This window comes from Bacillus sp. FSL E2-8868, from assembly GCF_038005505.1.
In the GTDB taxonomy this organism is placed as follows: domain Bacteria; phylum Bacillota; class Bacilli; order Bacillales; family Bacillaceae_G; genus Bacillus_A; species Bacillus_A mycoides.
On record NZ_JBBOTI010000002.1, the window covers coordinates 1,303,907 to 1,322,107 of the forward strand.

General features: G+C 36.2%; 21 protein-coding genes. 9 read left to right on the plus strand and 12 right to left on the minus strand.

Translation table 11 applies throughout. From position 1 onward, the window contains the following. Nucleotides 1–72 precede the first annotated feature (72 nt). The 3 genes from NSS74_RS17605 to exsF all read left to right on the plus strand — a co-directional run bounded on the left by NSS74_RS17605 (nucleotide 73) and on the right by exsF (nucleotide 3,424). Entirely contained in the window at nucleotides 73–2,139 is a 2,067-nt protein-coding gene (locus NSS74_RS17605; RefSeq protein WP_002140859.1) for an ATP-dependent helicase, read from the plus strand. 143 nt (nucleotides 2,140–2,282) lie between these two features. Then, entirely contained in the window at nucleotides 2,283–2,753 is a 471-nt protein-coding gene (cotY, locus tag NSS74_RS17610) for a spore coat protein CotY (protein ID WP_002011392.1), read from the plus strand. A 167-nt stretch (nucleotides 2,754–2,920) separates the two neighbouring features. Continuing rightward, nucleotides 2,921–3,424, plus strand: coding sequence for an exosporium protein ExsF (gene exsF, locus NSS74_RS17615; RefSeq protein ID WP_002011391.1), 504 nt, complete (start codon nucleotides 2,921–2,923; stop codon nucleotides 3,422–3,424). A 76-nt stretch (nucleotides 3,425–3,500) separates the two neighbouring features. Here exsF and NSS74_RS17620 read toward each other — a convergent pair whose 3' ends face one another. After that, entirely contained in the window at nucleotides 3,501–3,686 is a 186-nt protein-coding gene (locus tag NSS74_RS17620; protein ID WP_033708144.1) for a hypothetical protein, read from the minus strand. Nucleotides 3,687–3,850: 164 nt separating this feature from the next. Beyond that, nucleotides 3,851–4,210: a DUF1360 domain-containing protein gene (locus tag NSS74_RS17625; RefSeq protein WP_002140858.1), complete on the minus strand. Its 360-nt coding sequence runs from the start codon at nucleotides 4,208–4,210 to the stop codon at nucleotides 3,851–3,853. 124 nt (nucleotides 4,211–4,334) lie between these two features. Here NSS74_RS17625 and exsY point away from each other — a divergent pair, with 124 nt between their 5' ends. Further along, nucleotides 4,335–4,799, plus strand: a complete 465-nt coding sequence (exsY, locus tag NSS74_RS17630; protein WP_002140857.1) for an exosporium assembly protein ExsY — start codon at nucleotides 4,335–4,337, stop codon at nucleotides 4,797–4,799. A gap of 48 nt (nucleotides 4,800–4,847) precedes the next feature. On the opposite strand, the gene NSS74_RS17635 is transcribed toward exsY, so the two are convergent. The 10 genes from NSS74_RS17635 to NSS74_RS17680 form a co-directional block, all read right to left on the minus strand. Beyond that, nucleotides 4,848–5,372, minus strand: coding sequence for a CotO family spore coat protein (locus NSS74_RS17635; protein WP_172796653.1), 525 nt, complete (start codon nucleotides 5,370–5,372; stop codon nucleotides 4,848–4,850). 147 nt (nucleotides 5,373–5,519) lie between these two features. Continuing rightward, complete coding sequence (gene fabI, locus NSS74_RS17640; RefSeq protein ID WP_002011384.1) at nucleotides 5,520–6,290, minus strand: enoyl-ACP reductase FabI; 771 nt, start codon at nucleotides 6,288–6,290, stop codon at nucleotides 5,520–5,522. A 108-nt stretch (nucleotides 6,291–6,398) separates the two neighbouring features. After that, a complete protein-coding gene (gene rfbD / locus NSS74_RS17645) occupies nucleotides 6,399–7,253 on the minus strand; it encodes a dTDP-4-dehydrorhamnose reductase (RefSeq protein ID WP_002011383.1) in 855 nt (284 codons plus the stop codon). Between the two features lie 11 nt (nucleotides 7,254–7,264). Beyond that, nucleotides 7,265–8,236 carry a dTDP-glucose 4,6-dehydratase gene (rfbB, locus tag NSS74_RS17650; RefSeq protein ID WP_002140855.1) on the minus strand — a complete coding sequence of 324 codons (972 nt, stop codon included), beginning with the start codon at nucleotides 8,234–8,236 and terminating at the stop codon, nucleotides 7,265–7,267. A gap of 15 nt (nucleotides 8,237–8,251) precedes the next feature. Then, nucleotides 8,252–8,797 carry a dTDP-4-dehydrorhamnose 3,5-epimerase gene (gene rfbC / locus NSS74_RS17655; RefSeq protein WP_002140854.1) on the minus strand — a complete coding sequence of 182 codons (546 nt, stop codon included), beginning with the start codon at nucleotides 8,795–8,797 and terminating at the stop codon, nucleotides 8,252–8,254. Nucleotides 8,798–8,805: 8 nt separating this feature from the next. Next, nucleotides 8,806–9,543 (minus strand): sugar phosphate nucleotidyltransferase, encoded by a 738-nt coding sequence (locus NSS74_RS17660; protein WP_002140853.1) that lies wholly within the window; start codon nucleotides 9,541–9,543, stop codon nucleotides 8,806–8,808. A 14-nt stretch (nucleotides 9,544–9,557) separates the two neighbouring features. Continuing rightward, on the minus strand, nucleotides 9,558–10,238 hold the full coding sequence (locus tag NSS74_RS17665) for a glycosyltransferase family protein (RefSeq protein ID WP_002030417.1): 681 nt from the start codon (nucleotides 10,236–10,238) through the stop codon (nucleotides 9,558–9,560). Between the two features lie 11 nt (nucleotides 10,239–10,249). Further along, complete coding sequence (locus NSS74_RS17670; RefSeq protein ID WP_002140852.1) at nucleotides 10,250–10,936, minus strand: glycosyltransferase family protein; 687 nt, start codon at nucleotides 10,934–10,936, stop codon at nucleotides 10,250–10,252. Then, nucleotides 10,933–11,622 (minus strand): class I SAM-dependent methyltransferase, encoded by a 690-nt coding sequence (locus NSS74_RS17675; protein WP_002125965.1) that lies wholly within the window; start codon nucleotides 11,620–11,622, stop codon nucleotides 10,933–10,935. The genes NSS74_RS17670 and NSS74_RS17675 overlap by 4 nt, the downstream gene beginning before the upstream one ends. 155 nt (nucleotides 11,623–11,777) lie before the next feature. Next, nucleotides 11,778–12,875, minus strand: coding sequence for a tetratricopeptide repeat-containing glycosyltransferase family 2 protein (locus tag NSS74_RS17680; protein WP_002140850.1), 1,098 nt, complete (start codon nucleotides 12,873–12,875; stop codon nucleotides 11,778–11,780). 165 nt (nucleotides 12,876–13,040) lie between these two features. On the opposite strand from NSS74_RS17680, the gene NSS74_RS17685 reads away from it, so the two are divergent. The 5 genes from NSS74_RS17685 to NSS74_RS17705 all read left to right on the plus strand — a co-directional run bounded on the left by NSS74_RS17685 (nucleotide 13,041) and on the right by NSS74_RS17705 (nucleotide 18,149). Next, on the plus strand, nucleotides 13,041–13,973 hold the full coding sequence (locus NSS74_RS17685) for a BclA C-terminal domain-containing protein (RefSeq protein ID WP_340814026.1): 933 nt from the start codon (nucleotides 13,041–13,043) through the stop codon (nucleotides 13,971–13,973). A gap of 123 nt (nucleotides 13,974–14,096) precedes the next feature. Continuing rightward, nucleotides 14,097–14,942 (plus strand): TylF/MycF family methyltransferase, encoded by an 846-nt coding sequence (locus NSS74_RS17690; protein ID WP_002140846.1) that lies wholly within the window; start codon nucleotides 14,097–14,099, stop codon nucleotides 14,940–14,942. A gap of 224 nt (nucleotides 14,943–15,166) precedes the next feature. After that, a complete protein-coding gene (locus NSS74_RS17695; RefSeq protein ID WP_002030399.1) occupies nucleotides 15,167–15,925 on the plus strand; it encodes a class I SAM-dependent methyltransferase in 759 nt (252 codons plus the stop codon). Between the two features lie 6 nt (nucleotides 15,926–15,931). Further along, the gene (locus tag NSS74_RS17700) at nucleotides 15,932–16,858 is read left to right on the plus strand and encodes a glycosyltransferase family 2 protein (protein WP_002030400.1); all 927 of its coding nucleotides are present in this window, start codon (nucleotides 15,932–15,934) and stop codon (nucleotides 16,856–16,858) included. Between the two features lie 130 nt (nucleotides 16,859–16,988). Then, the gene (locus tag NSS74_RS17705; protein WP_002030401.1) at nucleotides 16,989–18,149 is read left to right on the plus strand and encodes an FtsW/RodA/SpoVE family cell cycle protein; all 1,161 of its coding nucleotides are present in this window, start codon (nucleotides 16,989–16,991) and stop codon (nucleotides 18,147–18,149) included. The last annotated feature ends 52 nt before the right edge of the window (nucleotides 18,150–18,201 follow it).

Sequence of the window (18,201 nt, forward strand, 5' to 3'; positions counted from 1 at the left end):
TTTTTTACATTGCTATTTTCTTTTTCTTCCGCTAAAGTTAAATGTTGATGCTATAGTTTTGAAGGTGAATATATGACACAAGAAAAATTTTCACAAAAACCGTTAACACACGCTGGCATTCCGCAAGCGGCGTATCATATTCCGAAAACATCTACCCATTTAATTATGGAAGAAGATGCAGATGCGGCGTATTTCCGCGCTTTAGAACAGCAAGGTGTTTATTTAAATGAAAAACAGTTAGAAGCAGTGCAAACGACAGAAGGACCTGTCCTTACACTAGCTGGTGCTGGAAGTGGTAAAACATCTGTTTTAACAACTCGCGTTGGTTATTTAGTTAATGTAAAACATGTCCATCCGCGAAATATTTTACTGCTGACGTTTACACAAAAAGCAGCTGAAGAAATTCGAAGCCGTGTAGCGAATTTACCTGGTATGAATCATGCCGCAAGTAGCTATGTCGTTGCTGGTACATTCCACTCTGTCTTTTTAAAATTGCTTCGTAGTCAAGGATATAATCAGCAAATTTTAGCAAATGAAAAACATAAACAAATTATGATAAAGAAAATTTTGAAAGAATTGCGCTTAAAAGACGATTATGATGCCGAAACGATACTCGCTATGATTTCACTTGAGAAAAACAACTTGAATCGTCCGAAAGATGTAAAAGCGAAAACACCGGTTGAACAAGAGTTCAAAGAAGTATACGAACGTTTCGAAGAGGTAAAACAACGACACAATTATATCGATTTTGACGACATCTTATTAGAAATGTATTATATGTTAGAAAATAACGCTCCCCTGCTTACTCAATTACAAGAGCGTTTTCATTACATTGAAGTAGATGAGTTTCAAGATACGTCGTATGCACAATATGAAATTGTAAAATTGTTAGCCACGCCGAGAAATAATTTATTTATCGCAGGTGATGACGATCAAGCGATTTACGGCTGGCGAGGGGCAAGTCACCAAATTATTTTATCTTTTCCAAAGGAATTTGATAATACTACGATTATCGCACTTAATACGAATTATCGATCTAATCCATTTATCGTAGGACTTGGAAATGAAGTTATTAAGCTCAATCAAGAACGTTTTGATAAAGAGCTATATTCTGTTCGTAACGATGGCATACAGCCGTTTTATGCACGACCTGTGACAACTCTTGATGAAGCAAATCAAATTTTGCAACTCATTCAGGAAAAAGTAGATAGTGGTGAACGAAATTATAAAGATTTTTGTTTATTATATCGTACACATTCTGTAAGCCGTTCTTTACTTGATCAGCTTACAATTCATAAGATTCCATTTATTAAACATGGAGCGAGCCAATCGTTCTACGAACATTCTTTAATTAGGCCCGTATTAGATCACTTACGACTCGTGCTTGAACCGTTCCGCCTCGAATCACTTTCAAATATATTACCAACAATGTATATTGGCCGTGATGAGTGCATTTCATTTATTGAACGTGAACAATGGAAATATGGTGAGGGCCGTTTCCCTTCTCTTCTTCATTTTCTATTACTAAACCCAAGCTTGAAACCTTTTCAAGTTAAAAAAGTAAATGAGCGAATCGATTTTATTAAGTTTATAAAAGAACTTGAACCGAAAAAAGCATTGAAAGAAATTATTCATGGTAAAGGAAAGTATTTAGAGTACTTACAAAGTAATGATCGTTCTTCCTTTACGATGCATAAGGACATACAAGAAGAAATGTTAGAAGAATTAATGGAATCAGCAACTCGCTTTACGGATATTCCAGCTTACTTACAATTTATTAACGAGGCCATTCAAGGTCAAAAAGAAATGGAAGCATTAAAAACAATGCCGCAAAAAGATGCTGTATCGCTTATGTCAATTCATAACGCGAAAGGCCTTGAGTTTCCATGCGTCTTTTTACTCGGAGCAAGCGATGGTATATTGCCGCATACTTCTTCTTTAAAAGATGCAAATGACCGTGTGACGGAGACTTCTGAAGCATTAGAAGAAGAACGACGATTACTCTATGTCGCCATTACACGCGCAAAAGAAGAACTTTACATTTCCTCCCCGCAATTTTTCAGAGGAAAGAAACTAGATATATCTCGTTTTCTATATACTGCGCAAAAAGATTTACCTGAAAAGACATCCATTAAATAATGGGTGTCTTTTTCCATATCACGATATGTACATCCCCTCTATATAAATTCCCTGTTTCTATCCTGAGAATTAACGTAATATCAACCATATCCCGTTCATATTGTAATAGTGTATGTCAGAACTCACGATAAGGAGTGAACATAATGAGCTGCAATTGTAATGAAGATCATCAACACCATGATTGTGATTTCAACTGTGTATCTAATGTCGTTCGTTTTATACATGAACTACAAGAATGTGCAACCACAACATGTGGATCTGGTTGCGAAGTTCCATTTTTAGGAGCACATAACACTGCATCAGTAGCGAATACACGTCCTTTTATTTTATACACAAAAGCTGGAACACCTTTTGAAGCATTTGCACCATCTGCAAGCCTTACTAGCTGCCAATCTCCAATTTTCCGTGTAGAGAGTATAGATGATGATGACTGTGCTGTATTGCGTGTATTAACTGTAGTTTTAGGTGATGGTACCTCTGTACCACCTGGTGATGATCCAATCTGTACATTTTTAGCTGTACCAAATGCAAGATTAGTATCAACCTCCTCTTGTATTACTGTTGATTTAAGTTGCTTCTGCGCTATTCAATGCTTACGCGATGTTTCTATATAAAACTGAATACTAATTTAAGCATGGATTGGGTGGCAGATGATTCTGCCACCCAATCCATGCTTAAAAGGTATTATTATGTATTTTTTATAAAATTGGGAACTTGTCTAGAACATAGAACCTGTCCTTTTCATTAACTAAAAGTAGAAACAGATAAAGGAGTGAAAAACATGTTCTCTTCTGATTGCGAATTTAATAACATTGATTGTGAGGCGAAACCAGCTAGTACACTACCTGCCTTCGGTTTTGCTTTCAACGCTTCTGCACCTCAGTTCGCTTCACTATTCACACCACTACTATTACCTAGCGTAAGTCCAAACCCAAATATTACTGTTCCTGTAATAAATAATACAGTAAGTGTCGGAGACGGTATTCGAATTCAAGTAGCTGGTATTTATCAAATCAGTTATACATTAACGATCAGTCTTGATAACGTTCCTACTGCACCAGAAGCTGGTCGTTTCTTCTTATCATTAGGTACACCAGCTAACATTATTCCTGGATCAGGTACAGCGGTTCGCTCTAACGTTATTGGTACTGGTGAAGTAGACGTATCCAGTGGTGTTATTCTTATTAACTTAAACCCTGGTGACTTAATTCAAATTGTACCAGTTGAACTGCTTGGAACTGTAGACATCCGTGCTGCAGCATTAACAGTTGCACAAATTAGCTAGTAAAAAGCGGTATTTCTTAATTGAAATACCGCTTTTTATTTTTACAATAAAAAACACTCACCGTAACATGAGTGTTTCATTCTTCATATTGTTTTATTGTATTCTTCTTTTTCCCACAGTTGCATCCCTTTTTTTTCACAAATCCTTGTTGCTGTAACTGTTCTTGATATGCCTGTTGGTGTGCTTGTTGCTGTTGCTGTATGTTATACCACTGCTGTAGATCATATGAATTTTGCCTTGGATTATTGCTCACAGCAAACATCTCCTCTACTGTCAATTCTGTCTATTTACTATATGAACAACTCTTTATTTCCGTTCCCGCATCCTCTTAAACTCCGCTTTTTCTAACATCATGAAGATTTATCCCGATTGGTGCGGGCTGATAATTAGCGGGGGATGCCCCACACTGATTAAATTTTCACTTTATTATTCTCCCATAAAATATCCTGTAATTGTTTCAATGATCGCTGCTGCACCTGCAATGGCTAATAATGCTAGTACAGGCTCTGCAACAATAGGAATCCATTTATATAAAACTAATAAAAAAGCACTAACCCACACACCTGTACACCAATAGCAGCTTAATAATTCTCCCATCCACTTTCTTAATCCTTTCCCTTTCACCTTTGTAAAAGTCGATACACTTCCATCAGGCTCTGTAATCTCTAACTCATCAATAAACGGTCTTCGCAAAAAAGCTGTAATTTTATCATAAACAATAAGACGAGTTAACCTAAATGCAGCTAGCGCAAAAATAAAAAATAAAAGCCAGCTTGTAAATAACATAATTCCACCTTCCCTATCCTCTTTAGCCTATTTAAAAAAAAAGGTCTTAAGATTGTGACCAAATCTCCCCCACTCCAATATCTTATTAATGTAAATACAAACAAGAAGATAAGGAGTGACATTAATGAGTTGTAACGAAAATAAACACCATAGCTCTTCTCACTGCGTAGTTGACGTCGTAAAATTCATCAATGAACTACAAGATTGCTCTAGTTCAACATGTGGTTCTGGTTGTGAAATTCCATTTTTAGGAGCACACAATACAGCAGCAGTAGCAAATACACGCCCTTTTATTTTATACACAAAAGCTGGAACGCCATTTGAGGCATTTGCACCATCTTCAAGCCTTACTAACTGCCAATCTCCAATTTTCCGTGTAGAAAGCGTAGATGACGATAGCTGTGCTGTCCTACGTGTGTTAACTGTAGTATTAGGTGATGGGTCTCCTGTACCACCTGGCGACGATCCAATTTGTACGTTTTTAGCTATACCAAATGCAAGATTAATCTCGACATCTACTTGCATTACTGTTGATTTAAGCTGCTTCTGTGCTATTCAGTGCTTACGCGACGTTTCTATAGTTAAGTAAACTAAAAAACTATTGGGGTGGTAGAAGCTTTCTACCACCTTTACATATTTAAAAGCCGGCCATATCAATCGTTTTGATGTCTTCTATAGATAATCGAATATCTCTCATACTATTTGGTGGCATAATGGATACAATGCCATTACGGTAAGATATAATCGATCCTATATATGAGACGGTCGTCGTTCTTATTCTACATCTTACTTTTGGAATGTAATGAGGACGATTTAATAAAAAATGAATTTTTTCTTCATTATTCATATCCTTAAAGGATTTATTGTAAGGGACCGTTCTCACTTGCTCTTCCTCTTCCTCTACTTTTTCTTCCACCTCCACTTGAGGCTCCTCTCGTGGTTCTTGTTTCTCTTGTTCTACCACTTCTTCCACAGCACTACTTACAATACTTTCATTTCTATTACTTTGCTCTTTTTGATCCTCATCTTCGAAATTCGTTAAAATAATTCTTTTTATTTTCGGTGCAGCGAGTTCTAAATTTACTTGTGCAATATATAACAACGGTTTTCCAACTGTTGAACTTTTATTTTTATTCTTCACACTCGTCCCTCCCACTTCCATACGTAGCTGGATAAATCGTGTACTATTATAGTTATATTCATAACGTGGCTAGAACTTTCGTTAAAAATCGTTCTTTCTGGGAACAATTAAAAAGGACAGTCTCAACGTTTAGAGACTGTCCTTTTTAAACTTTAATTCCTATTATATTTATCCTAAAATATGATATCCTGAATCAACATGAATGTTTTCACCTGTTACTCCGCGTGCTAAATCACTGAATAAGAATACTGCTGTATCTCCAACTTCTTCTGGAGTCGTCGCACGACGAAGTGGTGCGCGTTCCTCAATTTCTTTTAAGATTGAGTTAAAGTCGCCTACACCTTTCGCAGATAACGTACGAATTGGTCCTGCAGAAATAGCGTTAACGCGAATGCCATGTTGTCCTAAATCGTTCGCTAAATATTTCACGCTAGCTTCTAACGAAGCTTTCGCAACACCCATAACGTTATAATTTTTCACAACGCGCTCGCCGCCAAGGTATGTTAAAGTTAAAATATTTCCGCCTTCTGTCATCACTTTCTTCGCTTCTCTTGCTACAGCTGTTAAAGAGAATGCACTAATATTTTGTGCAAGTAAAAATCCATCGCGAGAAGTATCTACAAATTCGCCTTTTAAATCATCACGATTTGCAAAAGCAATACAGTGTGCAACACCGTGAATTGTACCAACTTCTTGCTTAATAGTTTCAAAGCAAGCTGTAAGTTCTTCATCATTCGTTACATCACAAGGTAATACAAGTGATTCTTGTCCTTCTAATGTTTCCGCTAGTTCACGAACATTTCTTTCTAAACGCTCTCCTGCATATGTGAATATTAATTTTGCACCTGCATTATGCAAAGAGCGAGCAATTCCCCATGCAATACTTCTTTGGTTCGCAACGCCCATAACAACAAATGTTTTCCCTTGTAATAGTTCCATGATATATCCTCCCAGAAATACTTATACTTGTTATTAGTACCTGATACTATAATTATAGTACCATAAAACCTCTTAAAGGCAAACAAAAAAGTCACTAACATAAATTTGTTAATGACTTTTTGTTTCTATAAAAAACCTTTCTAATCCTTCTTCCCAAGTAGGCATTTGTAAAAAACCATTTAATCGTAGCATGTTATGTTGAAAAATAGAATATTTTGGTCTCGCAGCCGCCGATCCGAATTCTTCAGTTGAAACAGGTAATACATTCACTTTCATATTTGCATACGAAAATATTTTTTGGGCAAATTCAAACCAAGAACATGATCCTCTATTGGATACGTGATACGTACCGTATAAAGAAGTGTGAATGAGCTTATTAATCATCATATTTAAATCTGCCACGTACGTAGGAGAGCCAATTTGATCCGCTACAACAGATATGTTTTCTCTCTCTTTTCCTAATCGTAGCATCGTTTTCACAAAATTATTTCCATACTTACCATACAACCACGATGTACGAACTATAAAATATTTATTATGTAACTCTTTTACGAACTGCTCTCCTGCAAATTTAGAAGCTCCATATATATTTATCGGTGCTGGATTATGAAATTCATGATAGCCATCCGGTTTGTCACCTGGAAATACATAATCGGTACTGACATACACTAACTTAGCCCCTACTAATTGTGAAGCAACCGCTACATTTCGAGCTCCAATCGCATTTATTAAGTAAGCAAGATCCTGTTCTTTCTCAGCACCATCTACCTTCGTATACGCTGCACAATGAACAATTGTATGTGGCTTTATTTCTTGTACCACTTGCTTAATTCGGGATATATTTGTTACATCTAATAACTTTTTATCAAATGGATATATGTCATATTCCTCAGAATTCAACTCTTCTTGTAGTTGCTTCCCTAGCTGACCGTTCGCTCCCGTTATGATAATCCGTTCTTTCATCTACATGCCCCTTACTTTTCTTTTAGTGGTTTCCACCAGTCCACATTGTTTTTATACCATTCCACCGTTTCTTTTAATCCTTGTTCGAACGTATACTTCGGTTCCCATTCAAACTCATTCTTCATTTTTTGTGCATCAATCGCATAACGACGGTCGTGACCTAAACGGTCTGTTACAAATTCAATATCTTTTTTCGTTTTTCCTAAAAGTTTTATAATTTGTTCCACAACATCTACATTTGTTTTTTCGTTATTTCCGCCGATATTATACACCTCTCCTACACATCCCTTATGCAAAACGGTGTCAATTGCACTACAATGATCCGTTACATGCAGCCAATCCCTTACATTCAATCCATCACCATATAATGGTAGTTTCTTTCCTTCAAGAGCATTCGTAACCATTAACGGAATTAATTTCTCAGGATATTGGTACGGTCCGTAGTTATTAGAACAACGCGTTATAATAACCGGTAATTGATACGTTTCATAATAAGATAGGGCTATCATGTCGCTACTCGCTTTACTTGAAGAATATGGACTATTAGGAGCTAGCGGGGTTTCCTCGGTAAACTTTCCTGTTTTCCCTAAAGAACCGTATACTTCATCTGTTGATACTTGCACGAGTTTAATATGTGAATATTTTTTCACTAACTCCAACAGCGTGACTGTACCTATTACATTCGTATCATAAAAAGGAATTGGGTTTTCAATACTACGATCCACATGTGATTCAGCTGCGAAATTTACAATTACTTGCACGTCACATTCCTTAACAACATGTTCCAGCAGCTCTCCATTTTGGATTTTCCCTTTTACAAATGAGTAGTTAGGATTTTCTTGAATAGACTTTACATTATTTAAATTCCCGCTATATGTTAATGCATCGTAATTAATGATTTTATATGTTTCATAGTTTTTTAACATATAGTGAATGAAATTACTTCCAATAAATCCAGCTCCACCTGTAACTAATATATTCATAAACAACTCTCCTACTTAAAAACTATCTTCATATTCCTGAAGTAATGGTAATATTCGATCCTTATCGGACAAGATAGGATTTGTTACCGGCCATGGAATTGATAATTCTTTATCTTCCCAAAGCAAACCGGAATCGTGATCAGCACTATAATACTCATCTACTTTATACATAACAATTGTATGAGGTACAAGTGTACAAAAACCATGAGCAAATCCTTTCGGCACTAATAATTGCCTATGATTATCCGCACTTAAAATATAACCTCTCCACTTTTTAAATGTAGGTGAATCTTTTCGCAAATCAACGATAACATCATATATTGCACCTTGCATAACTTGAATGAGTTTCGTTTGTGCTTTCGGATTTTTTTGAAAGTGTAGCCCTCGAATCGTCCCCGAATGCGCTGAATAAGATACGTTATCTTGCACAAATGAATGCGTAATCCCTAACGATTCTAGCATCTTCTTATTATAACTTTCAGTAAAAAAACCTCGCTCGTCTTCAAACAATCTCGGTTCTAACAATTTCGCATCGGTAAAATTTATTTCTACAACTTTCATATTTTCACCTATTCTCCATTAAACTGTTTCCCAAAGTTTATATCCCGCGCTAACGTATTCGCTCTTTGAAGAGAAGCATGCGTTCCCGCATCAGTCCACCAGCCGCTCATTTCATTATAAGTAAGTACTCCTCGTTTTAAATACCAATTATTTATATCTGTAATTTCAAGTTCCCCTCTTGCGGAAGGTTTTAATTCTTTTATATAAGAAAAGACTTTCGAATCATACAAATAAATTCCCGTAACAGCATAAGAACTTTTCGGCTCATTCGGCTTTTCTTCAATTCCAATTATTTTTCGGCCTTGAATATGCGCTACACCAAATCGCTCGGGATCTTCTACAGATTGAAGCAGCACTTTAGCCCCTTCTTTTTGACTTGTAAACTCTTTAACATACGGGCAAATATCATCTGAAAAGATATTATCTCCTAATATAACTACCATCCGATCATTTCCTACGAAATCTTCACAAAGTCCTAGCGCCTGCGCAATCCCACCCGCCTTATCTTGCACACGATACGTAAAGGATACACCAAACTCTTGACCACTTCCTAGAAAGCTCACAACATCTCCCATATGCTCTTTACCGGTAATAATCATAATATCTGTAATTTCACATCGCTTCAGCTTATATACCGCATGATAAATCATCGGATACCGCCCAACGGGAAGTAAATGTTTATTCGTTACTTTCGTTATTGGATATAATCTCGATCCTGTCCCGCCTGCTAAAATAATCCCTTTCATCCTTCATCTCTCCCTTATGATGGAGATAGCACCTCTTTATAATGTTCCACAAAAATCCCCCGGTATTTCTCATATGTATCCGCATCAAACTCATCTCCGTTGTAATGAATACACCATAGATTTGCTTGATTAGGGATACCAATTAAATATCCAGCCTTTTGAAATTCTAAAGACTGTGACACATCATAGAAATGGAATCCTTGAAACAAATCCTCTCGCCACGGAATATCATACTGCGTTGCCATGAGTAAACCATCGATTGCTTGCACTGACATAAAAGATTGATTTCCATAAAACCCCTGATCTAAATTTAATAATTGATAATTCTGTCTTCTGTACTCAATCACTTTCCCTACTAAATTTTTTCCTTCCCACCATATCCCGTTACTCGGTAAAAACTGAGCACCAGCTACTCCAATTAAACCAAGCTTTTCATTTTCTTTAAAAAGCGAAATGAGGGTACAAAACATATCACGATTAATAAGGTAAGTATCTTGATGTATATATACTTTATATTTCGCCGGATATGAAAGCGCTCGATTGTACGCACTTGCCATACTTTTCGCATCTCGTATCGGAAAAATTTGCACTACATAGCCAGGGGGAACAACAATGTTTCTTATTTGCCTTTCGCATTGCTCGAAAAGCTCTTCATTATTTACACAAACAACGACTAATATTGTATGATCTTTCATTTTGTAGCCCTCTATTCTTCCTTATTCACATCTGACATATAGTTCTCTACAAATACTTTTCTATACTTTTCATAGTTCGTCATATTTACATCAAAATGATAATGAATACACCAAGCATCACGCTGCACAGGGACACCGACTGTATACCCAGCTTTTTTAAATTCAAAAGATTGGGATACATCATAAAAATCAAACCCATCAAATAAGTCCTCTCGCCACGGAATATCATATTGTGTCGCCATCAATAAACCGTCAATACATTCCACAGGAATAAACGTTTTCGATTCATGAAATGGTTGCTCTAAACTTGCCATATAAAACAAATCGTTCATATAACCAATGACTTTCCCGACAATCCCACGCCCTTCGTTCCATACACCATTTGGAGGAACATATTGGGATCCAACCATCCCAATCATCCCAAGATGTTCATGCTCCTCAAATAATTGAATTAATCCGTATAGAAAGGCTCCATTTATAATAAAGACATCTTGGTGTAAATACACTTTATACTTCGCTGGATGTGAAATGGCTTGATTGTATCCGCTCGTCATACTTTTTGCATTTCGAATCGGCATAAATTGTATAGTATACCCAGGAGGTACTGCCAATTTCAATATATGTCGCGCACATTGTGCATACAATTTCCGATCATTTATACATGTAACAAATAGTATTGTTTTTTCTGCAGCACTCATAATTGTGATTTTTCTGCTTCAATAATATATTGAAATACAACTGTCTCAGCCATGAAGCCACTTCCAAGACGATACTTTTTACAAATTCCATATAACTCTTCAATAAGTGGCTCATATATTTTATGATCAACATATACACGATCTACTTTACTAATAGAATATCCTGCTTTTAAAAACATTCTTAGCATTTCATTAAAAGTAAAGAAACGAATATGCGTTTTATCTAATAATCCATATTCTGTATACGTCCAATTTCCAGCGAGTAAGGGAGCTAATACTGAAATGTGCGCAACGTTTGGTATGCTAGCTAAAATCACACCATTTTCTTTTATATATGGCTTTACTTTCTTTATAACAGCCCACGGATCAAATAAATGCTCTAATACATCCCCGAATATGACACAATCAAATTGTTCCTTCTCATAAGGAAGATCCATTGTTTCTATATCACCTAAAATAACATGATCTAGTTTTTCTTTCGCCTTTTCGGCAGCCTCTGGGAACGCCTCAATTCCTGATACACGTGCTCCATTTTCTTTTATAGCCGCTCCTAATGCACCGCTCGAGCAACCAATATCAAGAACTTCTTGCCATTCCTTTTTTATATGCTTGAATAAATTAGGATTTATCGCATTATAATAATGTTCAGATTTTTCTTCGTATAAAGAACTTTTCTCCCGATTCATTTCACACACTCCTTATGCAAATTGAATTTGAAATATAAACAAAAGATATTCTACAAAGGATGCCATCTCTATTGGTTACATTACCGATAATCTAATATATAGCCATTCTACTATCATTAGAATAGCGACAAGTCATTTCCTAAAAATAGAACAAATTACATTTTATATTGTTTATCATAGATGCCTCTAAAATATTTACGGTTATATTCAATCGCAGCATTATTCGGAACATAAGAAGCTGCCAATTCATTATAATAATAAGCTTTATCTTGATCTCCTAATCTGCTATAACAAATACACATTTGTAAATATGGAATCCACGTATAACTAGCCGGACTGTGAAAAGGACTATCCTCTGCTAGCGGCACTTCAGTTGCTAGCTTAAACCAAAATATCGCTTCATTATACTTTTGTTGTTCCATATATATATATCCTATTCTTGTACAATTCTCTCCTCTAGGAATACCATAACGAAACGACTTCGTACAAGTTTCAACTGCCTTCTCCCAGTCTCCTAACTTCGCATAACAATCTCCTAACTTACCACATGCATAAATTTTCTCTTCATGCCATCCTTCCTCTTGATTAAGAAATGTTTCATACAGAAGAACCGCATCGTCGTATTTTTGATTATCCATAGATTCATTACCGTAATAAAATAAATCTCTCGGGCTTAATTCTTCTCCAGCTGCTACAGCATTTTGAAAAATTTTCAAATTACGATTCGTTATTTCTTTTTCTTTCTTATGTGTAATGGCGACATTACTATTGTAAATCTCACCAGAAACAGCTAAATACTCATGCACCTTTCCAAACCATTGAAATTGTTTTTCACGCTTTACAAGTCGATATCTTCTTGTGCAATATAAAGGTTTCCCATTAGAATCCATTACAAGATAATAAGGCATAGAAACAGCGTCAACTTTACCATCTAACTCTCGTTTTAATGTTTTCAGTGATTCTTGAGCTTCCTCTAATAACACATCATCAGCATCTAACCATAATATATATTCTTGCGTTGCTTTTGAAAACGCAAAATTTCTAGCTGCCGCAAAGTCATCAATCCACGGAAAATCGTGTATGTTAGAAGTGTATTTTGCTACAATTTCCTTCGTTCGATCAGTGGATCCTGTATCAACTACAATAATTTCATCAACAATTTTTTCTACCGCGTCCAAACATCGATCTATTGTATTTTCCTCATCGCGAACAATCATACATAGACTAATTGTAATTCCTTGCTTGTTCAACATAATCACCCTCTTCCAACTCAATCATATGTTATACATACAATAAACTTTCCATTTTTTTAACTTGTTCAAGCTATTTAAGATTTCTTTTTAATAATTCAAATGTCCGTGTCATTTTCTTGTGATTTTGCATCTACTATATAATGAAAGCTTTATGGAGGTGAATTTATGTCAAATAATAATTATTCAGATGGCTTAAATCCTGATGAATTCTTATCAGCTAGTGCATTTGATCCTAATCTTGTAGGTCCAACTTTACCACCAATACCACCGTTTACACTTCCAACCGGGCCTACTGGACCGACTGGGCCTACTGGACCTACTGGACCTACCGTACCTACTGGGCCAACTGGGCCTACTGGACCGACTGGACCGACTGGACCGACTGGGCCTACTGGACCGACTGGGCCTACTGGACCGACTGGGCCTACTGGAGACACTGGTACAACTGGCGCGACTGGAGACACTGGCGCGACTGGAGACACTGGCGCAACTGGACCTACCGGGCCGACTGGAGACACTGGTGCAACTGGACCGACTGGGCCGACTGGAGACACTGGCGCAACTGGACCTACCGGGCCGACTGGAGACACTGGCGCAACTGGACCTACTGGGCCGACTGGAGACACTGGTGCAACTGGTGCGACTGGTGCGACTGGACCGACTGGGCCTACTGGGCCTACTGGGCCATCTGGATTAGGACTTCCAGCAGGATTGTATGCATTTAACTCTGCTACAGTTTCTTTAGCTCTTGGAATTAATGATCCTGTACCGTTTAACACGGTTGGATCTCAGTTTGGTACAGCAATTTCTCAATTAGACGCTGATACTTTCATCATAAGTGAAACTGGATTCTATAAAATTACTGTTATCGCATATACTGCAGCAGTAAGTATATTAGGTAGCCTTGCAATTCAAGTGAACGGCGTTAATATACCTGGCGCTGGAACAAGTTTAATCTCACTTGGAGCGCCTCTCGTTATCCAGGCAATTACACAAATTACAATAACGCCATCAATGGTTGAAGCTGTCGTTACAGGACTTGGATTATCTCTAGCTCTTGGTACAAGTGCATCCATTATTATTGAAAAAATCGCTTAATTTTTTTACTTAGCAGTAAAACTGATATCAGTTTTACTGCTTTTTCAATTATGAATTCAAGCATGAAACTTTCACTATCTACATAATCATATTGTTGTATGACATTTTGCAGGAGGCACAAATATGGAAAATAAATTTGCTGTTCAGCTTTATCTCGAGTTGTTAAAGAAAACAATTTTATTTGAAATATGGCTAGAGTATGAGCCATATTTACCTGCTTCATTACATATTTCTAAGGAACTTCCATATGAACCAGTTACCGTACCACTTCCTTTATTCATTAAGCAATATGCTGAAAACCATAACTTGAAAATTGTAAAACCAGATGTTTTAAAAAGTGAACGTCAAGATGGGATGGATTGGCCAAGAGCAGCACACAGTATGATCGGCCGGGAACGAATGAATCAATTACATGAAGCACTAGAAACAGTTGTCCGTGAAAATATAGAAGGTGATTTTATTGAAACAGGTGTGTGGCGCGGGGGATCGTGCATTTTTATGAATGGTTTTTTACAGGCAAATAACATTACTAATCGTAATGTGTGGGTTGCAGATTCATTTGAAGGTTTGCCAACACCGAATTTAGAACACTATCCGAAAGATTACGGAGATTATTTACACTCTTTCGATTACTTACGCGTTTCTTTAGAACAAGTACAAGAGAATTTTAGAAAATATGATTTATTAAATGATCAAGTAAAATTTTTAAAAGGCTGGTTTAAAGATACTTTACCAACAGCACCAATAGAAAAAATTGCAATTGCACGCCTTGACGGTGATATGTACGAATCCACAATGGATGGTCTCGTGAACTTATACGATAAAGTTTCTAAGGGCGGCTATATTATTATTGATGACTATGGACTACCAGCTTGTGCAGAGGCCGTGACAGACTTTAGAAATCAAAGAAACTTAAAAGCTCCTATTACTAAAATTGATGTATTCGGGGTTTATTGGCGAAAAGAATAGGGCGAAACTTTATTCAGTTAGGGTTTCTCCATCTCACACTAATTATTAGCCTTCGCCAATAGCATGATAAATAAAAACAAAAGCTCCCATTACTATTTCCAGTTGTTCTAGGGAGCTTTTTACATATCGCAACAGTTCTAATATCGTTTCCCCTCCCACTATAAAATGTTAGCTGCATATTAAAAATGTTGGTTCCCTATTTACTACAAGGAAGGAGTGAAATTATGAGCGAGCTTGAAAAAAAAATCGCATTAATCCCACCTCCCGAACTCGTCCAATATGTAGGTGGCGACTTTCAAAAGGTTGGAAAAGAATTCATAAAGCATTTTATTCAAATTGGCAGTTTAAAATCCAATGAAACAGTGTTAGATGTAGGTTGTGGTGTCGGTCGAATGGCGGTTCCATTAATGAATTACTTAGGTGATGATGGAGCTTATTATGGATTTGATTTATTTAAAGATGGCATTACATGGTGCAAAAATAATATTTCAACTGCCCGTAGTAATTTCCATTTTGAACACGTTGATATATATAATCAATTCTACAACCCAGAAGGAAAAGAAGATGCTTCTCAATACAAATTTCCATATGAAGACGATTCATTCGATTTTATTTTTTTAACTTCTGTATTTACCCATCTCCTTCCGAAAGAATTAGAACATTACGTATCTGAGATTGTACGTGTTCTAAAAAAAGATGGGAGATGTTTTATTACCTTCTTTCTCATTAACCCTGAATCATCCTATTACTTAAATTCTGGGCTAAGTACATTAGGTTTTTATCATCAAATTGAAAATTGTTATGTTGTGAATAAAGATATTCCTAATTTCGCAGTTGCCTATCCTGAAGAAGATATCCGCACCTTATTAAATAAACATGGCTTAGAGGTAATTAATAAACCGCATTATGGTTTATGGTGCGGCAGAAATGAGTATACAAGTTATCAAGATATCGTTCTTACAAAAAAAGCTTCTGAAAGGTAGTTTCGTATGAATAATAAAAAAAAGTCACCTCTCGTTTCCATCCTTATTCCCACTTATAATCGACCACATTATTTCAAAATTGCTCTAGAAAGTGCATTAGCACAAACTTATCCAAACATTGAAATTATTATAGGAGACGATAGTACAAATGATGAAACAGAAATCTTAATAAATGAACAGTATTTACCTAATTATAAAAACATAACATACATTCGAAATACCACTACTTTAGGACAATTTCATAACGATCTTATGCTCTTAGAGAAATCTAATGGGGAGTATATAAATTTTTTAATGGACGATGATGTGTTTTATAATCATAAAATACAAAAAATGATGGCTTATTTTGAGCAAGACACAAATAAAAATCTCGCTCTTATAACTTCTTATCGAGTACGTATTGATGATCACGGGAATTTAATTGGAGATGCTCATCCAACACAAAGATTATATAGCGAAGACATTCAATTAAACGGAATATTTTTAGGCGACTGGATGTTAAAAGGTGGACATAACATTATCGGTGAACCTACAACTATTCTGTTTAGAAAACAGTTACTCACTGAACCTTTCGGCACGCTAAAAGGAAGGCACTATTCTTGTAGTGTCGATATGGCATCATGGATTTCCTTACTTTCTAAAGGAGACGCAGTATACATATCCGAACCTTTAAGCCAATTTCGCTACCATACTGGGCAACAAATACACAGCAAGCTCCTTGAAGGATCTGAGGATTTTACGCACCTCGTTATAACTTCAAAAGAATACGGATTTTTACAAGATAATACAGATTATAGACTAGGTCTAATTAGCGCTTATAAATGGTGTAAAGGTTCCTTAGAATATTATAGCCAGCTACCAAACCTCATTCCAGATGCACATGTACGTCTTTCCCATTGTTTGGACATAATTATAAAAGAGCTACATCATTAGTCTATTCTGCGAAAATAAAATGTGTGAGCTTTACGTGAATAATGCGTATAGTTCATACATTCTTTTTAAACTATGTGATGCACCAACTAAAACCCACTAATATAGAGAGCAGTAGAAAGGAATTCATACAGTGAAAGATCCGAACACTCAATATCAAATAGACTACATATTAATATTCATTTTATTTGCCATTGGGATTGTTAGCTGCTTCGCTATCGCAAGTGCACAAGCTTCTTTACCACCATTTTTACAAAACGTAAATTTTGTATTAAAACAAATCCAATGGTATGCCATTGGATTTATCGCCATTGGTGTTATTATGGTTATTGATTTCGATCGCTATAAACAAATTGCTTGGTATTTATATAGCTTTGCACTCATACTTCTAATTGGCCTAGAACTTCAAGTTCCTGGCGCCGTTACAATTAAAGGGGCTACCGCGTGGTACAGACTTCCAGGCATCGGAAACTTTCAGCCTTCTGAAATTATGAAATTATTTTTGATTATCGTCGTTGGACGAATTATAGCGAATCATAATGAAAAATACCTTTTTCGGACAACTCGTGAAGATTTCATTTTACTTTTAAAAATATTTGCAGCTAGTTTACCTCCACTACTTCTAATCGCAAAAGAACCTGATTTAGGAAACACAATGGTCATTTCAGCGATGCTTGCAACAATGGTTTTAGTTTCTGGTATACGTTGGCGCTTTATCCTCGGATTAACCTCCGGTATTTTCGCCATAGGCTCTACTTTAACATATATTTATTTCACGCATACAGAGTTCTTTAAAGAGCACATTCTAAAAGAATATCAATTAAATCGCTTCTATGGTTGGCTTGCACCTTATGAATATGACGCACAAGGATACCAATTAAGACAAGCATTTTTAGCTACTGGATCAGGAGAGATGCAAGGAAAAGGATGGGAAAATAGACAAGTATATTTTCCAGAGCCACATACAGATTTTATTTTTACAAATATCGCTGAACAATTCGGTTTTTTAGGAGCAAGTGTTATTATTTCATTTTTTTTCTTACTCATTTACCGAATGATCCATATCGCTTTAGAAAGCAATGAACCTTTCGGTAGTTATATTTGCGCTGGTACAATTGGAATGTTTACGTTCCAAGTATTCCAAAATATTGGGATGACAATTGGTTTACTCCCTATTACAGGAATAACGTTACCGCTTATGAGCTACGGCGGGAGTTCACTGCTCACATATATGGTTGCTATCGGATTTATTTTAAACGTACGCTCAAGAACTAAAATCTTTATGTTTAAATGAACCATATCGAAAAACGGTATGGTTTTTTTCTATGTCCATTTTAGATATACTA